Annotated in this window: 16 protein-coding genes; 8 read left to right on the forward strand and 8 right to left on the reverse strand. The window is 58.9% G+C overall.

Annotation, left to right across the window (positions count from 1 at the left end; all coding sequences use genetic code 11):
- Positions 1 to 21 precede the first annotated feature (21 nt).
- Positions 22 to 924, reverse strand: a complete 903-nt coding sequence (locus tag ACR0NE_RS06430; protein WP_170595421.1) for a fatty acid desaturase — start codon at positions 922 to 924, stop codon at positions 22 to 24.
- Complete coding sequence (locus ACR0NE_RS06435; protein ID WP_170396775.1) at positions 917 to 1120, reverse strand: DUF2061 domain-containing protein; 204 nt, start codon at positions 1118 to 1120, stop codon at positions 917 to 919. The genes ACR0NE_RS06430 and ACR0NE_RS06435 overlap by 8 nt, the downstream gene beginning before the upstream one ends.
- Positions 1121 to 1228: 108 nt before the next feature.
- Between ACR0NE_RS06435 and ACR0NE_RS06440 the strand changes: the two genes are divergently transcribed.
- Entirely contained in the window at positions 1229 to 2095 is an 867-nt protein-coding gene (locus tag ACR0NE_RS06440; protein ID WP_170396773.1) for a helix-turn-helix domain-containing protein, read from the forward strand.
- Between the two features lie 76 nt (positions 2096 to 2171).
- On the forward strand, positions 2172 to 2354 hold the full coding sequence (locus ACR0NE_RS06445) for a hypothetical protein (RefSeq protein ID WP_170396771.1): 183 nt from the start codon (positions 2172 to 2174) through the stop codon (positions 2352 to 2354).
- Position 2355: 1 nt separating this feature from the next.
- On the opposite strand, the gene ACR0NE_RS06450 is transcribed toward ACR0NE_RS06445, so the two are convergent.
- The 3 genes from ACR0NE_RS06450 to bcoG form a co-directional block, all read right to left on the reverse strand.
- On the reverse strand, positions 2356 to 3117 hold the full coding sequence (locus tag ACR0NE_RS06450) for an SDR family oxidoreductase (protein ID WP_170396769.1): 762 nt from the start codon (positions 3115 to 3117) through the stop codon (positions 2356 to 2358).
- Positions 3114 to 4595 carry a carnitine 3-dehydrogenase gene (locus ACR0NE_RS06455; protein WP_480459322.1) on the reverse strand — a complete coding sequence of 494 codons (1482 nt, stop codon included), beginning with the start codon at positions 4593 to 4595 and terminating at the stop codon, positions 3114 to 3116. The genes ACR0NE_RS06450 and ACR0NE_RS06455 overlap by 4 nt, the downstream gene beginning before the upstream one ends.
- A 63-nt stretch (positions 4596 to 4658) precedes the next feature.
- Positions 4659 to 5576, reverse strand: a complete 918-nt coding sequence (gene bcoG / locus ACR0NE_RS06460) for a 3-dehydrocarnitine:acetyl-CoA trimethylamine transferase BcoG (RefSeq protein WP_170595417.1) — start codon at positions 5574 to 5576, stop codon at positions 4659 to 4661.
- A gap of 132 nt (positions 5577 to 5708) precedes the next feature.
- Here bcoG and ACR0NE_RS06465 point away from each other — a divergent pair, with 132 nt between their 5' ends.
- Positions 5709 to 6695 carry a GlxA family transcriptional regulator gene (locus ACR0NE_RS06465; protein WP_170396763.1) on the forward strand — a complete coding sequence of 329 codons (987 nt, stop codon included), beginning with the start codon at positions 5709 to 5711 and terminating at the stop codon, positions 6693 to 6695.
- 75 nt (positions 6696 to 6770) lie between these two features.
- Here the strand turns inward: ACR0NE_RS06465 and ACR0NE_RS06470 are convergent, their stop codons facing one another.
- The 3 genes from ACR0NE_RS06470 to ACR0NE_RS06480 are packed head-to-tail and all read right to left on the reverse strand — an operon-like array spanning position 6771 to position 9778.
- Positions 6771 to 7817 (reverse strand): aldo/keto reductase, encoded by a 1047-nt coding sequence (locus ACR0NE_RS06470; protein ID WP_170595415.1) that lies wholly within the window; start codon positions 7815 to 7817, stop codon positions 6771 to 6773.
- A gap of 31 nt (positions 7818 to 7848) precedes the next feature.
- The gene (locus ACR0NE_RS06475) at positions 7849 to 8307 is read right to left on the reverse strand and encodes a DNA polymerase III subunit chi (RefSeq protein ID WP_170595413.1); all 459 of its coding nucleotides are present in this window, start codon (positions 8305 to 8307) and stop codon (positions 7849 to 7851) included.
- A 4-nt stretch (positions 8308 to 8311) separates the two neighbouring features.
- Positions 8312 to 9778, reverse strand: a complete 1467-nt coding sequence (locus ACR0NE_RS06480; protein ID WP_170595411.1) for a leucyl aminopeptidase — start codon at positions 9776 to 9778, stop codon at positions 8312 to 8314.
- 219 nt (positions 9779 to 9997) lie between these two features.
- Here ACR0NE_RS06480 and lptG point away from each other — a divergent pair, with 219 nt between their 5' ends.
- From lptG to rsmA, 5 genes are all read left to right on the forward strand, one after another.
- Complete coding sequence (lptG, locus tag ACR0NE_RS06485) at positions 9998 to 11098, forward strand: LPS export ABC transporter permease LptG (RefSeq protein WP_170596094.1); 1101 nt, start codon at positions 9998 to 10000, stop codon at positions 11096 to 11098.
- Positions 11098 to 13263, forward strand: a complete 2166-nt coding sequence (locus tag ACR0NE_RS06490) for an LPS assembly protein LptD (RefSeq protein WP_170595409.1) — start codon at positions 11098 to 11100, stop codon at positions 13261 to 13263. Before lptG ends, ACR0NE_RS06490 begins: the two co-directional genes overlap by 1 nt.
- On the forward strand, positions 13254 to 14507 hold the full coding sequence (locus tag ACR0NE_RS06495) for a peptidylprolyl isomerase (RefSeq protein ID WP_170595407.1): 1254 nt from the start codon (positions 13254 to 13256) through the stop codon (positions 14505 to 14507). Before ACR0NE_RS06490 ends, ACR0NE_RS06495 begins: the two co-directional genes overlap by 10 nt.
- Entirely contained in the window at positions 14504 to 15469 is a 966-nt protein-coding gene (gene pdxA / locus ACR0NE_RS06500; protein WP_170595405.1) for a 4-hydroxythreonine-4-phosphate dehydrogenase PdxA, read from the forward strand. Before ACR0NE_RS06495 ends, pdxA begins: the two co-directional genes overlap by 4 nt.
- A gap of 81 nt (positions 15470 to 15550) precedes the next feature.
- Complete coding sequence (gene rsmA, locus ACR0NE_RS06505; RefSeq protein WP_170396749.1) at positions 15551 to 16393, forward strand: 16S rRNA (adenine(1518)-N(6)/adenine(1519)-N(6))-dimethyltransferase RsmA; 843 nt, start codon at positions 15551 to 15553, stop codon at positions 16391 to 16393.
- Positions 16394 to 16427 lie beyond the last annotated feature (34 nt).

A 16427-nucleotide genomic window follows, 5' to 3' on the forward strand; every position in this document is an offset into this window, starting at 1 on the left:
GGCTTCCCTTCTGTCGTTAAATCAAGGCTTTGGCCAGAGCGGATGCGCCACCGGATCCTTGGCGCGCCAGAAATACTCTCGGAATATCTGCCCGTACGAACGGTAGACATAAGCCTCGTTACAGGCCAAGTATCTTTCCTTGCCCGTGCGGTAGAGTGCCGGCAATCGGTACCAAGGTGCTGATGGGTTCATATGATGAACGACGTGCAAGTTATTGTTCAAAAACAGAAATGCAAGGATGCCACGGTCTTCTACGATCACTGTGCGCGCGCGCGATTTCTCATGCGCGCGGTGTTCCAGGAATGTGCGGATCTTGACCAAACCCAACCCGATATATGCTGAAAGGGCGAAGGCCCAGATCGGCATTTGCGAAAGCGCGACGATCCAAAGAGTCGCGACAACGCCGGGCATGTGCAGCGCCCATGCCAACAAAATCGCCCGATCTCCGCGAAGTGCACCACGCAGTTCATCTCGCAAGAACGCAACCTGCCCAATTGCAGGCCCCAGAACCATCCGCCCCAGCAGAGTGTTGTTCACTTGATACATCCGCCTCTGCCAACCGGACAGAGACGCCCAGACCTGAGGGTCAAGATAGTTGGTCTCAGGGTCATCATAGGGATCGGTTAGGTTCGCGTCACAGTGATGCGCCAGATGCAGGTCCCGAAACCGATTGTAGGGAATGAACAAAGTCAGCGGCATCGCCATCAGCGCCTCATTCAGCCACTTCTGGCGAAAGGGATGCCCGTGCAAAGCCTCATGGGTCAGCGAGGAATGCAGCGCAGCCACCAGCCCCATGAACGGGATCGCAAGCCAAAGCGATATGCCTGCCAACCAGAAAATCGCACCAATCCAGGCTAAATAGCACGCGATGATCAGGGCAAATGTCGCCCATTCAGGTGATTTGGGTGTGACCGGCTCAGCCATTGCGGCCCCACGTGATTCCGGCCCAGATACGCTCGTAAATTACATACATGGTCAAGCCAATGGCTGTATTTACCAAAGCAACCATCCCTCCAAGTGCTGCTGAACCCGTGGCGATCAAACCAACCAGCGTCATCATCGCCAGCCCCATCGCATTCCACACCAGCGCCTTCACGACCGACCTGCGTCGCGTTTCCATTCCAGACCCCATTCTTATTTTTGTAACACCAGCGTTACAGACAGAGCCAAGGGTCGTGAATTCTGAATATGATTAACAATTCTCACCAAAGGTGATATTAATCACCACATGATTGATAAAATCGACAAACGGGACCGTGCCCTGCATTTTCGCCAGCGCTTGGCCCGAGCAATGCAAGAGCGCAATGTCAGCCAAAGCGCCCTGGCACGCAGCATCGGGGTTGACCGATCTACCGTTTCGCAATTGCTGACCGGGGCGGGGGCACGCCTTCCGAATGCTCATGTCGTCGGCAGCTGCGCCTCGGCGCTTGGGGTTTCCGCCGACTGGCTTCTTGGGCTTTCCAACCGACCCGAAAGCGCGGCAGAACTATTGGCCAGTTCCCTCACCCTAACCGAGGCCGCCCGGGCATTGGTTGATGAGCGCATTTTTGAATGGCATCAAGAGGCCGCCGGCTACAAGATACGCTACGTTCCGGCTACCCTGCCCGACATGCTCAAGACCCGCGCCGTGCTTGAATGGGAATACGCTCCGCATCTGGGCCGTACTGCAGATCAAGCCATTGGCGCCTCGGCAGACCGGCTGGCATGGATGCGCAGCGCCCAGTCCGATTATGAGATTGCCATGCCGTTGTACGAGCTTCACAGCTTTGCCTATGCCACCGGTTACTACGAGGGACTACCGCTTCAGGTCCGGTTGGATCAGATCGATCACCTGCTGTCGGTGTGTGAGCAGCTTTATCCACGTCTGCGCATCTATCTATTTGATGCAAAACGTCTTTACTCTGCCCCCGTCACGATATTCGGCCCACTTCTATGCGTGTTCTATGCCGGAAGCCACTACATGGCTTTCCGAGACCGCGACCGGATTGAGGTCTTTACGCTCCATTTCGACCGGCTGGTTCGAGAGGCGGATATGACCGCGCGTGATTTCCCGGACCATCTGCAGCAATTGCGCTCAGAAATCTCTCAGACATGACCTGGGCTGAAAGCTGTAGTATAGTCACTTGGCGCGAAACTACAGACATTCCGATCTGAGATGGAGGATGACGGGAATGGACGCACTCAAAACCGCTGAATACGCACGTGCCCTTTATACGGCCCATGGCGATCGGGCCGAAGCCGAAGCTGCGCAGAAAATGCGCGAATGCGAAGCCGCCGGAAACCAGCAGGAGGCGCAGGACTGGCAAGCCGTCCGCAGCGCCATCCGCCAGATTCGGGGGCCAAATCAGGGCTGATTCACAGTTTCGGGTCAGGATTGACCGTATGACCATCCACCGCGATTACCTGACCCGACACCAGCCTCGCTGCATCTGAAGCCAGGAATACAGCCATGTTCGCAATGTCCTGCGCCTCTACAAAGCGGCCCATGGACGTGCCCGAGGCATAGCCGTCGTAAACCTGATCCCGGGTCATGCCCTTGGCATCGGCCTCGCGCTGCAGCACGCCCTCCATTCGTGGACCTTCGACCGAACCCGGGCAGATCACATTGCAGCGGATTCCGTGCGGCCCAAGCTCCATCGCCAGCGTTTTGCCTAATCCCACCATGCCCCACTTGGCCGCCGCATACGGCGCGCGGTTGGGGTATCCGTACTGGCCTGCAGTCGATGAAGTGATCAAGATCGCGCCGCTGCGTTGCTGTTTCATCAGAGGTGCGGCGTATTTAGAGCACAAAAATGACCCCTCTAGATTGATGGAAAGGCATGACCTCCAATCCGTCAAGGAAACGTCCTCAACTGCTGCGGTGGGACCCGCTATCCCCGCATTCGCACAGAGCACATCAAGCCCGTCCCATTCGGTCTCAAGGTCGGTAAACGCAGCCGCGACAGCATCCTCATCCGACACATCAAGCTGGCTTTGCTTCCAATGCGCCGGGCAATCCGCCAACGCATCCGCATCAACATCCGCAACCCAGACCTGAGCCCCGGCAGCATCAAACGCTTCAGCCATGGCCCTGCCGACGCCAGAGGCGCCTGCGGTAATCAAGACCCGGCTGCTCATGCGGGCTTGCGGATCGCCGCGCCCGCGCCTTCGGGATAAGGCAACCCGGCCTGCGCCTCGGCAACCCGTGCCATCGCGGCCTCGATCTCGGGTGAAGGTGGGCTGGGGCGTCGGGTCTCAAGGCTGACATGCAGAAGAAAGCTTTCGCCTGTGGCCAACAGCGTTTCACCCTCGTACATGCTGTGGAAGACATGCAGCTTCTTGCCCTGCCCTAACAGCATCTGCGTACGGCATTCGATCCGCGACCCCGCATGGGTCTCCTGCATGTAACGGATGTGATTTTCGGCAGTGAAATAGCTGCCGCCTGTCGCGATATACTCCATATCGCAGCCAATGATTTCCATGAAACGATCCGTGGCCGCTGCAAAGGCCTCCAGATATTTAGCTTCATTCATGTGGCCATTGTAGTCGGTCCAATCCAGCGGAACGGCGCGCGACAGCGTGAGGATCGGCTGGCTCAGATCCGCCTCGTCCAGCGTCGGCAGCGCTCCGGGCTTCAAGACCGCATCATGCTGGTTCAATACCGCCCCTGCACCATAGTTCTGGGCCTTCAGCGCCCGCATCATACCAACGAGGTTATTGTCCCGGATACGCTCCAACTCGCGGATCGAGTACTTGCCAGACTGCGCATCCGACTGATCCGCAATCATGTCGACCAACTCATCGGTGAACTCAGGCACATCCATCAGTTTGGTCCAGGGCCATTTCAGCGCTGGGCCGAACTGAGCCATGAAATGCCGCATCCCGGCCTCTCCACCGGCCACGCGATAGGTTTCGAACAGTCCCATCTGGGCCCAACGGATACCAAAACCCATGCGGATGGATTCATCGATCTCTTCGGTCGTTGCGATGCCGTCTTTCACCAGCCAAAGCGCCTCGCGCCACACCGCCTCGAGGAACCGGTCAGCAATATGCGCGTCGATTTCCTTCTTGATGTGCAGCGGGAAGAACCCCACCGAGGTCAAAAGATCTTTGGCCCGCGCGATCAAGTCAGGTGAATTCTTGTCGGTCGGAACCAGTTCGATAAGTGGCAACAGGTAGACCGGGTTGAACGGGTGGGTCACCACGATCTGCTCGGGTCGCAAAGCGCCTTCCTGCAACTCCGAGGGCTTGAACCCGCTGGTCGAGGACCCGATGATTGCATCTGGATCACAAGCCCCCTGCAAGCTCTTGTAAACCTTCAGCTTCAGATCGAGCCTTTCCGGTACGCTCTCCTGAATCCAGATCGCACCCTGAACTGCCTCACCGAGATCGTCATGAAAGCTCAGCGTCCCTTCTAGAGGCAGAGGTACATCGCTCAACCCCGGCAAAGAACGACGCGCGTTATCTAACACCTCACCGATCTTCCTCTCGGCTTCAGGGTCGGGATCGTATACCCGAACATCCCATCCGTTCAGCAGGAACCGGGCAGCCCACCCGCCACCAATCACTCCGCCTCCGATGATTGCTGCTGTTTTTGCTTGCTGTTCTTTGCCCACGATCCGCCTCTTCATCTGGCCAAAAATATCTCGGAGGTTTGGGGGCTGGCCCCCAATCCGCGACTACTTCGCAACCGGAGCCCGCTTGGTAAGCCCCAACTTTTCACGTACTTCCTGCGGCCCGATCACCCGCGCGCCCATGTTTTCGATGATGCTGCCTGCACGCTCGACCAACTGCCAGTTTTCGGCCAGAACACCCTTTTCCAGCCACAGGTTGTCCTCCAGCCCGACGCGCACATTGCCCCCCGCCAGAACCGAGGCCGCGACATACGCCATCTCATTGCGCCCCAGCGAAAACGCGCTGAACGTCCAGTCATCCGGCACATTGTTCACCATCGCCATAAAGGTGTTGAGATCATCCGGAGCCCCCCACGGCACCCCCATACATAGCTGGACCAGAGCGTTCGGTTCCAGAACCCCCTCTTTCACCAGCTGCTTGGCGAACCACAGATGGCCGGTGTCGAAGGCCTCGATCTCGGGCTTCACGCCCAGATCGGTCATCATCTGCCCCATCGCCCGTAAGGCGCCGGGCGTATTGGTCATCACATAATCGGCCTCGGCAAAGTTCATCGTGCCACAATCCAGAGTACAGATTTCAGGCAAGCACTTCGCTACATGCGCAACACGTTCAGTCGCGCCGACCAAATCTGTTCCGGCCTCTGCCAAAGGCAGCGGATTTTCGATCCCGCCGAACACCATGTCTCCGCCCATGCCCGCCGTCAGGTTCAGAACCGCGTCTACTTCGGCATCGCGAATGCGGTCCGTGACTTCACGGTACAGCGCCAGATCGCGTGAAGGCGCACCGGTCTCGGGGTCGCGCACATGGCAGTGCACCACGGCCGCACCGGCTTTCGCTGCAGCAATTGCACTATCGGCAATCTGCTTCGGCGAACGCGGCACATGTGGGCTGCGATCCTGTGTCCCGCCCGAGCCGGTGACGGCACAGGTGATAAAGACTTCGCGGTTCATTTCCAAAGGCATGGCGTTATCCCCAGCTTATACCCGGTTTTACCGTGGGTTTTCCCCAGGCTTCTCCCCGGATTCCGATTTGCGTCAACGCCAACTCTGACGCAGCCTTGAGGGAACCACTTAGCAAAATGCGAATCAGACTTGATGAAATCCGCAAAAAACATACTGCAGCCCGAACATCGCGCCCTGAAAACGGCGGTGCTGGTGCTGGACGAATGCAACACACTCAGCTTCGCGGCCGCCGTCGATCCGATGCGTGCTGCCAACCGACTAGCGGATCGGCCCGCTTTTGATTGGGACTACGTCACGGCAACCGCAGAACCCGCGTTGCTGACCAGCGCTCTGAATGTGCAGGGCATTCCCCTGGCCCGGTTGCAGGGCTGCGATCTGTTGATTGTAGTTGCCGGATTCCAATTGGCCCGTCATGCGACGCCCAGCCTGCTCGCCGGGCTCCGCAGGATCGCGGCCACCGGTGCAACAATCGCCGGGATAGATGGCGGCCCCTGGTTACTGGCTGAGGCTGGATTGCTCGACGGTCACGCGGCGACGACCCATTGGGAGGATTTGGAGAACTTCGCTGCGCGCTTTCCCAATGTCGATGTGCGCCCTGACCGATTTACCGTCTCCGATACACGCCTAACCTCTGGCGGCGCCGTCCCGGCGATCGATATGATGCTCCATATTATTGCTGCACGTCATGGCGCGGGCTTTGCCGCCCGCGTGTCCGGGCTATTCCTCTATGAAGGTGCGTCTCAGCCCTCAAAACCACAAAGCCGCACCGGTGCGCCGCACCGTCACACCGCGCTCACAGCCAAAGCCAACTCATTGATGGAATCCTCACTGGACGACCCGCTGTCCCTTGCGCACATCGCCGATAGACTCGGCACTAGTACACGCACCCTGCAGCAGCAGTTCCGCCTGCGCCTGAATACAACTCCACAGGATCATTACCTGCAACTCAGACTGGCCGAGGCCCGCCGTCTGGTTACCGATACCGACCTGCCGCTGATGGACGTGGCTCTAGCCACCGGCTTCGCCTCGCAATCCAGCTTCGCCCGCGCGTTCCGAACCGCCCACGGCCTCACGGCTCGCGACCTCAGGCAAGACCGTACGCAACCCACCCATCACTGACACGATCCAGCTTCATCTGGCCTAAAATACCTCGGGGGAGTCGCCAAAGGCGACGGGGGCAGAGCCCCCATCCCTTCAATATGGCATCGGAAACGCCCGATGCGCCGCACTGATCTCGGCCATCACTTCGGACGACAGCTTCAAATCCTTACCCGCCAGAATATGTTCTAGCTGCGCTACATTTGTCGCGCCAAAGATGGTTGAGGCCATGAACGGACGGCTGCAACACCACGCCAGTGACATGTGCACGGGGTCCAACCCGTGTCGCTGCGCGATTTCTAGATAAGCAGCCACGGCATCATACACGCGATCCGTTTTGCGTCCGCCCATATTCGGCACTAGCGCCATGCGCGACCCTTCTGGAATAGCCCCGCCTTGATACTTCCCGGTCAGGAAACCCGCAGCCAAAGGCGAAAAGGACAGCAACCCGACATCTTCCAGAAGACACAATTCAGCCAGGTCGGTATCGAATAACCGGCAGAGCAAAGAATATTCGTTCTGGATCGACGCGACCCGAGGTCCACTAACCTCATCCGACGCCCGCAACCACTGAGCGGTACCCCAAGCGCTTTCATTCGACAGACCAAAGGCGCGGATATTGCCCTTGTCCACCTGCGCCTGCAGAGCGATCAGGCTTTCGCGCATCTCGTCCATAATCTCGTCACGGTTGTGACCCGAGGGCGCATAGTCCCAGTTCTGTCGGAACATGTAGCTGCCACGATTTGGCCAGTGGAACTGATAGAGATCTATGCAATCAGTCTGTAGACGACGCAGTGAACCCTCTATCGCCTCAGGTATGGTCTCTTTCGAGATTGGGGCGCCATTGCGCGCATGCACGAACCCTTCACCGGAGTGTTTCGTGGCCAGCACAAAGTCCCCTCGACGCGAACGATTGGCGGCATTCCAATTGCCAATTATTTCCTCGGTCCGCCCGACCGTCTCTGCCGAGATCGGGTTCACCGGATACATCTCAGCCGCGTCGACAAAGTTGATCCCACCCGCAAGCGCCATGTCCATCTGGCGGTGCGCCTCAGTTTCCGAGGTCTGAGTACCAAAGGTCATTGTCCCAAGACATAAATCCGACACCATGATCCCGGTGCGGCCCAAAGGCTTCATATCCATTTGAAATCTCCTAAAATATATTTGTGGCCGATCAAGCCTCGGCCTTTTTCTCCCATCGTCCGGATTCCTCGGACCAATACTGTGCCGAACACCCCGCCCCGGTCAGAGCCTTCCACTGCCCGCGCGCATGTTGAACCGCCTCCGGATCATTCCCGTCGAACAGAATGCAGACACGCTCCATGGTCGAAACTTCCTCCGCCTCAACCGTTGCCCCATCGACAGCCATTACACAGGTCGCGCCATTTGCTGCCCCTCGGCCGGTCGTCAGCAGAACGGGCTGTGCTGCGTCGTGCGGGCCACCTTCGCGGCCATGCGGCAGGAACCCGTCCTCAGGTCCCAGCCACAACTTCTCATCCAGCCAGTCCATCCGCGCAGGGTCGACACCCCGCACGGCAATCCGCCATCCGGCCTGCCGTGCCTTGTCGAGCAGCACAGGCAATGTGTGCTCCAACGGCTGACGGGTCAGGTGGTAGAAATAGACGGCACCCATGCGCTTACTCGAAATTGTCCTGCACGAACCGGCTTAGCGCGCGGACGCCCCAGCCCGTGGCCCCTTTCGGTGCATAAGCGGTCTCGGAAGAGACAGAGGCCACACCTGCGATATCCAAGTGAATCCACGGCGTCTCTTCCTTGACGAAACGCTGCAGGAACTGCGCTGCGGTGATCGAACCTGCGGGCCGCCCGCCCACGTTCTTCATATCCGCAATGCGCGATTTAAGCTGTTTGTCGTAGCCTTCACCCAAGGGCAGCCGCCATGCGCCCTCGTCCTCGGCCTTGGCCGACTTCAGGAAGGCGTCGCAGAAGGTGTCATTGTTTGAAAACACACCGGCATTCTCATGCCCAAGACCAATGATGACCGCGCCCGTCAGAGTGGCCAGATCGATCATGCCCACCGGCTGGAACCGATCCTGCGCGTACCACATGACGTCACACAGAACCAAACGACCCTCGGCATCGGTGTTGATGATCTCGACAGTGTCGCCTTTCATCGAAGTGACCACATCGCCCGGGCGAGAGGCATTGCCCGAGGGCATGTTTTCGACCAACCCGACCAGCCCCACGACATTGGCCTTTGCCTTGCGCTTGGCCAGCGCTCGCATGGTTCCGGCAACAACACCCGCGCCGCCCATGTCCATGGTCATGTCTTCCATGCCTCCGGCCGGCTTCAGCGAGATACCGCCGGTATCGAACACGACGCCCTTGCCGACCAAGGCCAGCGGCGCGTCATCCTTGTCGCCGCCGTCCCATTGCATCACCACAACTTTCGAGGGGCTGACCGAGCCCTGCCCGACGCTCAGCAGTGTACGCATGCCCAGTTCGGCCAGCTTGTCCTCTTCCAGAACCTCGACCTTCAGGCCCAGCGATTCCATCTCGACCAATCTGTCCGCGAACTCAGTTGTCGTCAGCACATTCGCGGGTTCATTTGTCAGATCTCGTGTCATGCGCACACCGTCTGCGACGGCATAGAACGGCGCAAAGTCAGCTTCGGCCTCCTCCGGCTTGGAGTGACCGATGGTGATCTCACCCGCCGGGTCTGAGTCCTTGGATTTGTGGACATCGAATTCGTAGGCCCGCAGTACCATGCCCAAGGCTACCTCTTCGATACGCGCGTGATTGGCGGCCATGACCAGCACGGGTTTGCCCGCTGCAGCTTTCGCCAGATTGGCCCCGGCCTTGCGTGCCTCGTCAGAGTCGGGGCGACGCGGCAACACCAGAATATCCAGCGCCTCGGCTACCATTCCGGCAGGCCAGGCCAGCGAAATAACATTACCCGATTTGACCTTACCGAACCGCTCGCTTTCGACCAGCCGCGCAACCGCGCCTTTGGTCAGGCGATTGGCTCGACGCGCGGCGGGGCTCATCTTGCCATCGGCGGGAATGAGAATGGCCACGCGCCCTTCGGTTTGCGCTATCGCATCAAGGTCAAAGGGGGTGAATCGGACGGGCACAAGACTGCTCATATCATTCTCCTGAAAAATGCGTTGCCCAAGACCTAGCCCGCGCAGCCACCGTTGACCAGATAGCAGTTTTCCCCGCCGGGCAATTGCATTATGGTCGCGCGAAAATAACGGCAGGCTCGGGGGAGAGAACGTGACACCAATCGGCAGTTACAGGCCGTCGCGCATGATTCCATGCCCGATTGTGATTCTTGGATGCCGGGGTTTGACGGGGATGCCCAAGTGATCCTCGACCGCTATTTTGCCCGCCGCTTTATTCAAAGCTTTCTTGTAATCGGCGGTATTTTTCTGACCTTGATGATCCTGATCGATCTGATCGAACAGGTGCGGCGGTTCGATGGTGTTGACCTATCCTTTGGCCAGTTGCTGCAACTGACGTTGCTGAACACACCGGCCGCGATCAGCGAGATGTTGCCCCTGCTGATGATCCTGGCCACCATCGCGCTGTTTGTCGGCCTCGCCCGCAGCTCCGAACTGGTGGTGACCCGCGCTATCGGGAGATCCGGTATCCGAGCCCTGCTGGCGCCCGTGTTGCTTGCGCTGACCATCGGCGCACTTGCTGTTACTATGCTGAATCCCATCGCGGCCGCGACGTCGGAAGAGTTCCAACGCTTGTCTGATGGTTATCGCAACCAGGGTGGTTCAGCCCTGTCCATCAGCCGCGAGGGGTTGTGGCTGCGCCAGAGCTCAGCCAACGGTCAGTCGGTGATTCACGCGACCGGGACTGTCAACGGCGACCGGTTCGCCCTGCAGAACGTGACTATCACAACGTTCTCATCCGACGGCAAGCCGAACCAGCAAATCTCGGCCCAGCAAGCTGATCTGGAGGATGGATTCTGGACCTTGCATCAGGCCAAAATCTGGCCCATTCAGGACGACCTCAATCCCGAAGCAAATGCCACCAGCCATGAGATCCTGAACCTACCCACAACGCTGACCAGAGACCGGATTCTGGACACTCTTGGGCAAAAGGATTCGGTTTCGGTCTATGATCTGCCCCAGTTGATTCGTGATCTGGGCGAGGCGGGATTTTCAACCAAGCAATATGAGGTCTGGCTGCAGGTACAACTTGCGCGACCCCTGTTTCTGGTTTCGATGGTTCTGATCGGGGCCGCCTTCACAATGCGCCATGTCCGGTTCGGCGGCACCGGTATCGCCGTGCTGACCGCCGTATTGCTGGGGTTCGGTATCTACTTCATCCGGAATTTCGCCCAAATCCTTGGCGAAAACGGGCAATTACCTATTCTGGTCTCGGCTTGGGCCCCACCCTTTGCGGGCATTCTACTGTCTCTGGGCCTGTTGCTCCATGCGGAGGATGGCTGATGCGCTCCGTCCTGTCTTTGTTGCTGTCGAGCGCACTGATCCTCTCGCTGCCAGCAGCAGTTGCCGCTCAGTCCGAACCAGAAGGTGCCGCCAGCGAGGTTGACGCGACTGAACAGAATCAACCCGCCCTACTGGTGGCCGATGAGATATTCATTACCCCGGATCGCAAACTGGTCGCAGAGGGGAATGTCGAGGCCTTCCAAGGCGACGTCAAACTGACAGCGCAAAGCGTCACCTATGATCGCGAAACCGGCGAGTTGACCCTGACAGGCCCAATCCGGATCGATCAAGGCGGAAACAGCACATTGCTCGCCGATTCCGCGCAGTTGGACAGCGGGATACAAAATGGCCTTTTGATGGGCGCGCGCATGGTCTTTGACCAGCAAGTGCAGATCGCCTCAGTCCAGGCCACCCGTGCGGCAGGTCGCTACACACAATTCAGCAAGGTCGCTGCAACCTCATGTCATGTCTGCGCGAATGGCAGACCCCCGATCTGGCAAATTCGCGCCCGGAAAGTGACCCATGACCAGCTTGAACGGCAGCTCTATTTCGAAGGCGCACAGTTCAGAATACTCGATGTCCCGGTCTTCTACTTTCCCACGTTGCGCCTACCCGACCCGACACTTGAGCGGGCGACCGGCTTTCTCGTGCCGTCGATCCGCACCACTTCGCAACTGGGCACTGGAGTTCAGGTGCCGTATTTCTTCAAGATCGGAGATCACAAGGACCTGACTCTGACGCCCTATCTGTCGTCCAAGACCCGCACACTTGGGTTTCGTTACCGGCAGGCATTCAAACGCGGGCGTATTCGGCTGCGGGGCTCTTATACACGCGACGACCTGCAGCCCGGTCAAGACCGGGGGTATTTCTTCGCCGATGGCCGGTTCGGTCTTGGAAATGACTACCGGCTGACATTCGATATCAAAACAACTTCGGATGACTCGTATCTGGCAGATTACGGCTTGCCCGATTTTGACCGCTTGCGTAGCGAAATTGCACTTGAGCGGATCAAGCGTGATACGGCATTCAGAACCAGCTTCATCCACTACAAGTCCCTTCGGGATAGCGAAAATCAGGATGAAATCCCATCGCGTGTCTTCGACATCAACTATCGAAAGCGATTCTTCCCCAGCACCTTAGGGGGTGAAGTTGAACTAAGCCTCGATGGTCACACCCACACGCGAACCAGTGACGAAGATATTATTGGTCGCGACGTCGCCAGGGCAACATTCGATGCGGAATGGCTGCGCAACTGGACCTTTGCGACCGGATTACGTGCAGAGGCATTGGTGGGCGCGTCAGTGGATACGTTCAATATCCGCAATGACAGCGAGTTTCCGAACAATGTAACCCGCTCGACCCCGCGCGCAGCTTTTACCCTGCGCTACCCCATGCTGCGCCGCGAGCAGTCCGGTGCAACACAAATCCTTGAGCCAATCGCGCAAATTGGTTGGACGCATGTTTCGAACAATGACGTTCCCAACGATGAAAGTACCTTTCAGGAACTCGATCAGGGCAATCTTTTGTCCCTTTCGCGCTTTCCGGCCCCCGACCGCCGCGAAGACGGTGCAACCGCCGTTGTGGGCCTGAACTGGTCTCGGTACAACGCTGACGGCTGGCGGGCGCTGGCGACAATCGGACAGGTCTTCCGGTCCGATGCGGATCCGGATTTCACGCTCACATCGGGGCTGCAGGGTACCAAGTCCGACATTCTGCTTGCCGGGCAATTGAATAACGGCAAGGGGCTGACATTGGCCGCGCGTGGGCTTTTAAACAGCGATTTCAGTTTTACCAAAGCTGAAATTCGTGCAGGCTGGTCTAATGGAGATACGGCAATCTCCGGCGGGTACATCTGGCTCGAACCTGATCCTGCTGAAGCAAATAATGATGAAATCTCGGAACTACGGGTCGGTGGCCGCTACCGCGTAGACCAAAATTGGCTAACCCTTGCCAGCGCACGCTATGATTTCAGCGAATCTGAACCACTCCGCCTTGGGTTCGGCGTGACCTACGAAAATGAGTGTGTGCAGGTAAATGTGAACGTCAACAGACGCTTTACCTCCACATCAAGTATTGAGCCTTCGACAGAATTCGGCTTTACCGTTGCCCTGACAGGGTATTCCGTCGAAGGCGATGGACAGAAGTTTAAGAGAAGATGCAGTTGATCTCAGGTTTCACAAAATCTCTCCGCTCTGGCTGCCGTAGATCGGTGCTGCCGGTGCTTGCTGCCGCGCTTGTTGCAATGGCCACACCACAGGTCCAGGCTCAAAGCCTGTTCTCGCCTGCAATCCGGGTCAATCAGGACATTGTCACCTGGTATGAACTTCAACAACGTCAGCAGTTTCTCGAACTGCTCGGCGTTCCGGGCAGTTCCGAGCGCGAGGTCCGCGAAGCCCTGATCGAGGATCGTCTGCGCAAACAGGCGATGCGCGATGCCGGCATCGAAGCCGCGCCCGAAGATATCCAGACCGGGATTGATGAATTCGCCTCGCGCGGCAACCTCAGCAGCGAAGAGTTTCTGCAGCTGCTCAACGATGCGGGCGTATCAAAGGAAACCGTACGGGATTTTGTCGCCGATCAATTGTCCTGGCGCGACTTTGTCAGTACCCGCTTTCTGTCGCAGGCTCGCCCCTCGGAAGATGAGATCAACCGTGCTTTGGGTCAGGGTGGCGGCGGCGGCCTGCAGGTTCTGTTGTCCGAAATTATCATTCCGGTAACACCGCAGACCCTGGCGCAGGCTGAAGCCCTGGCCGATGAAATCTCACGACTTCCCGATCAAGACAGCTTTTCTTCGGCTGCTACGCAATACTCTGCCGCTGCCACACGCGAGAATGGCGGGCGACTGGATTGGCTGTCGCTCAACAACCTGCCTCCGGCCCTGCAACCCGTCATTCTGGGCTTGAAAAACGGTGAGATCACCGACCCACTTTCGCTCCCGAACGCCGTGGCTCTGTTCCAGATGCGCGGCATCCGCGAAGTTGCCGCAGGTGCCCCGACCTATTCCGAGATCGACTACGCGATCTACTACCTTCCCGGTGGCCGCAGCGCCGAAACGCTTGCAAAAGCCGAAAAGCTCAAGGAAGAGATCGACACCTGCGATGACCTCTACGGCATCGCCAAAGATCAATCGCCCGACGTGCTGGAACGCCTTACCCAAAGCCCCTCGGCGATTCCACGCGACGTAGCGCTTGAGCTGGCCAAGCTTGATCCAAATGAGGCATCGGCCACGCTGACGCGCAACAACGGGCAGACGCTGATGTTCCTGATGCTGTGCAATCGCACCCGCAACCTGGGCGAAGATACCACCCGTGTGGACGTGGCAAACGCACTGACCCAGCAACGGTTACAGGCCCTTGCAAACAGCCTGCTGGAACAGCTGAGGGCCGACGCTGTCATCATCGAACAATGATCGCCCCAATCGCGCTAAGCTGTGGTGAGCCCGCCGGGATCGGACCCGAAATCGCAGCCAAAGCTTGGGCAGCCCTGCGCGATACCTGTCCGTTCTTCTACATCGGCGACGCATCACATTTGCCCGATGGAACACCCATTACTCGGATCGCCGACCCGTCAGAGGCCACACCGGCCAGCGCCTCGGCTCTCCCGGTGCTGCATTTCGACTTCCCCGCCCCGAACATGCCCGGCCACCCTGATCCGGCTAACGCACTTTCGGTCATCGATTCTATTGAAAAGGGTGTTGAGTTGGTGAGTTCCGGTGCAGCTTCTGCACTTTGTACCGCGCCGATCCACAAAAAGGCGCTGATCGACGGTGCGGGCTTTGCCTTCCCTGGCCATACCGAATTTCTTGCGGCGTTGGCAGGCCGGTCGCGCGTGGTAATGATGCTTGCCAGCGAACAGCTCCGCGTGGTTCCGGCCACCATCCACATCCCGCTCTCCCAGGTCCCAAGCGCACTCACCCCAGAAGTGCTGCGTGAAACCATCGAGATCACCGCCCAAGGCCTGCGCACCCAATTCGGTATCCACCATCCTCGCATCGCCATCGCGGGGCTGAACCCCCATGCTGGCGAAGGCGGGAAAATGGGTACGGAAGAACTCGATTGGATCGCGCCACTGATCGCAGACCTCAATCCAGTCGATTGCACCGTGACCGGACCCCACCCGGCAGACACTATGTTCCACGCCGCGGCGCGCACGCGATATGATGCCGCGATCGCGATGTATCACGACCAGGCCCTGATCCCGATCAAGACACTGGATTTCGACCGCGGTGTGAACGTAACCTTGGGCCTGCCCTTCGTCCGGACCTCGCCGGATCACGGCACCGCTCTGGACATCGCGGGCCAAAGCAGCGCGACCCCCAACAGCCTGATCGAGGCCCTGAAGCTCGCCCAGCGAATGGCGCAGTCCCGCTAATGCTTCATCTGGCCCCAAATTCCTCCGCCGGAGGCAAAAAATCTCTGGCGCTCCCCCTCCATTCCGAACAACGCTAAAGTCATGAGCGCCATCGACTCCCTCCCCCCGCTGCGCGAGGTTATCGCAACTCACCAGCTTTCGGCCCGCAAGTCGCTGGGCCAGAACTTCCTGCTCGACCTCAACTTGACCGCCAAGATCGCGCGGCAGGCGGGTGATCTGACTCAATGCGATGTCCTTGAAATCGGCCCAGGCCCCGGAGGTCTGACTCGCGGGCTTCTGTCCGAAGGCGCGCGCAAGGTCGTGGCCGTGGAAAAGGACACCCGCTGCATCGCCGCCCTGAACGACATCGCCGCCGCCTATCCGGGCCAGCTGGAAGTGATCAACGGCGACGCGCTGGAAATCGAGCCGCTGGCCCATCTGACGCCTCCGATCCGGGTGGCCGCCAACCTGCCCTACAATGTTGGGACCGAGCTTCTGGTCCGCTGGCTCACCCCGCCCGAATGGCCGCCCTTCTGGCAGAGCCTGACCCTTATGTTTCAACGTGAAGTGGCCGAGCGGATCGTGGCCCAACCCGGCAACAAGGCCTATGGCCGCCTCGCCATCCTTGCCCAATGGCGGGCCGAAGCGCGCATTGCGATGTCCCTGCCACCCGGAGCCTTCACTCCACCGCCCAAGGTCTCAAGCGCCGTGGTTCACCTGACTGCCCTGCCCGAACCCCGCTATCCCGCTGACGCCGCAACCCTGTCGCGCGTGGTTGCCACAGCCTTCAATCAGCGCCGCAAAATGCTGCGGGCCTCACTGAAAGGGGCAGCGCCAGATATCGAGGACCGCCTGATCGCAGCCGGAATCAAACCCACCGACCGGGCCGAGCAGATCCCGCTCGAAGCCTTCTGCGCGCTCGCGCGCGAAATTCGCAAACCCTGAACGAAAAAACCCCAGGCCTTTGCCCGGGGTTTTC

The organism is Ruegeria sp. C9, from assembly GCF_056537585.1.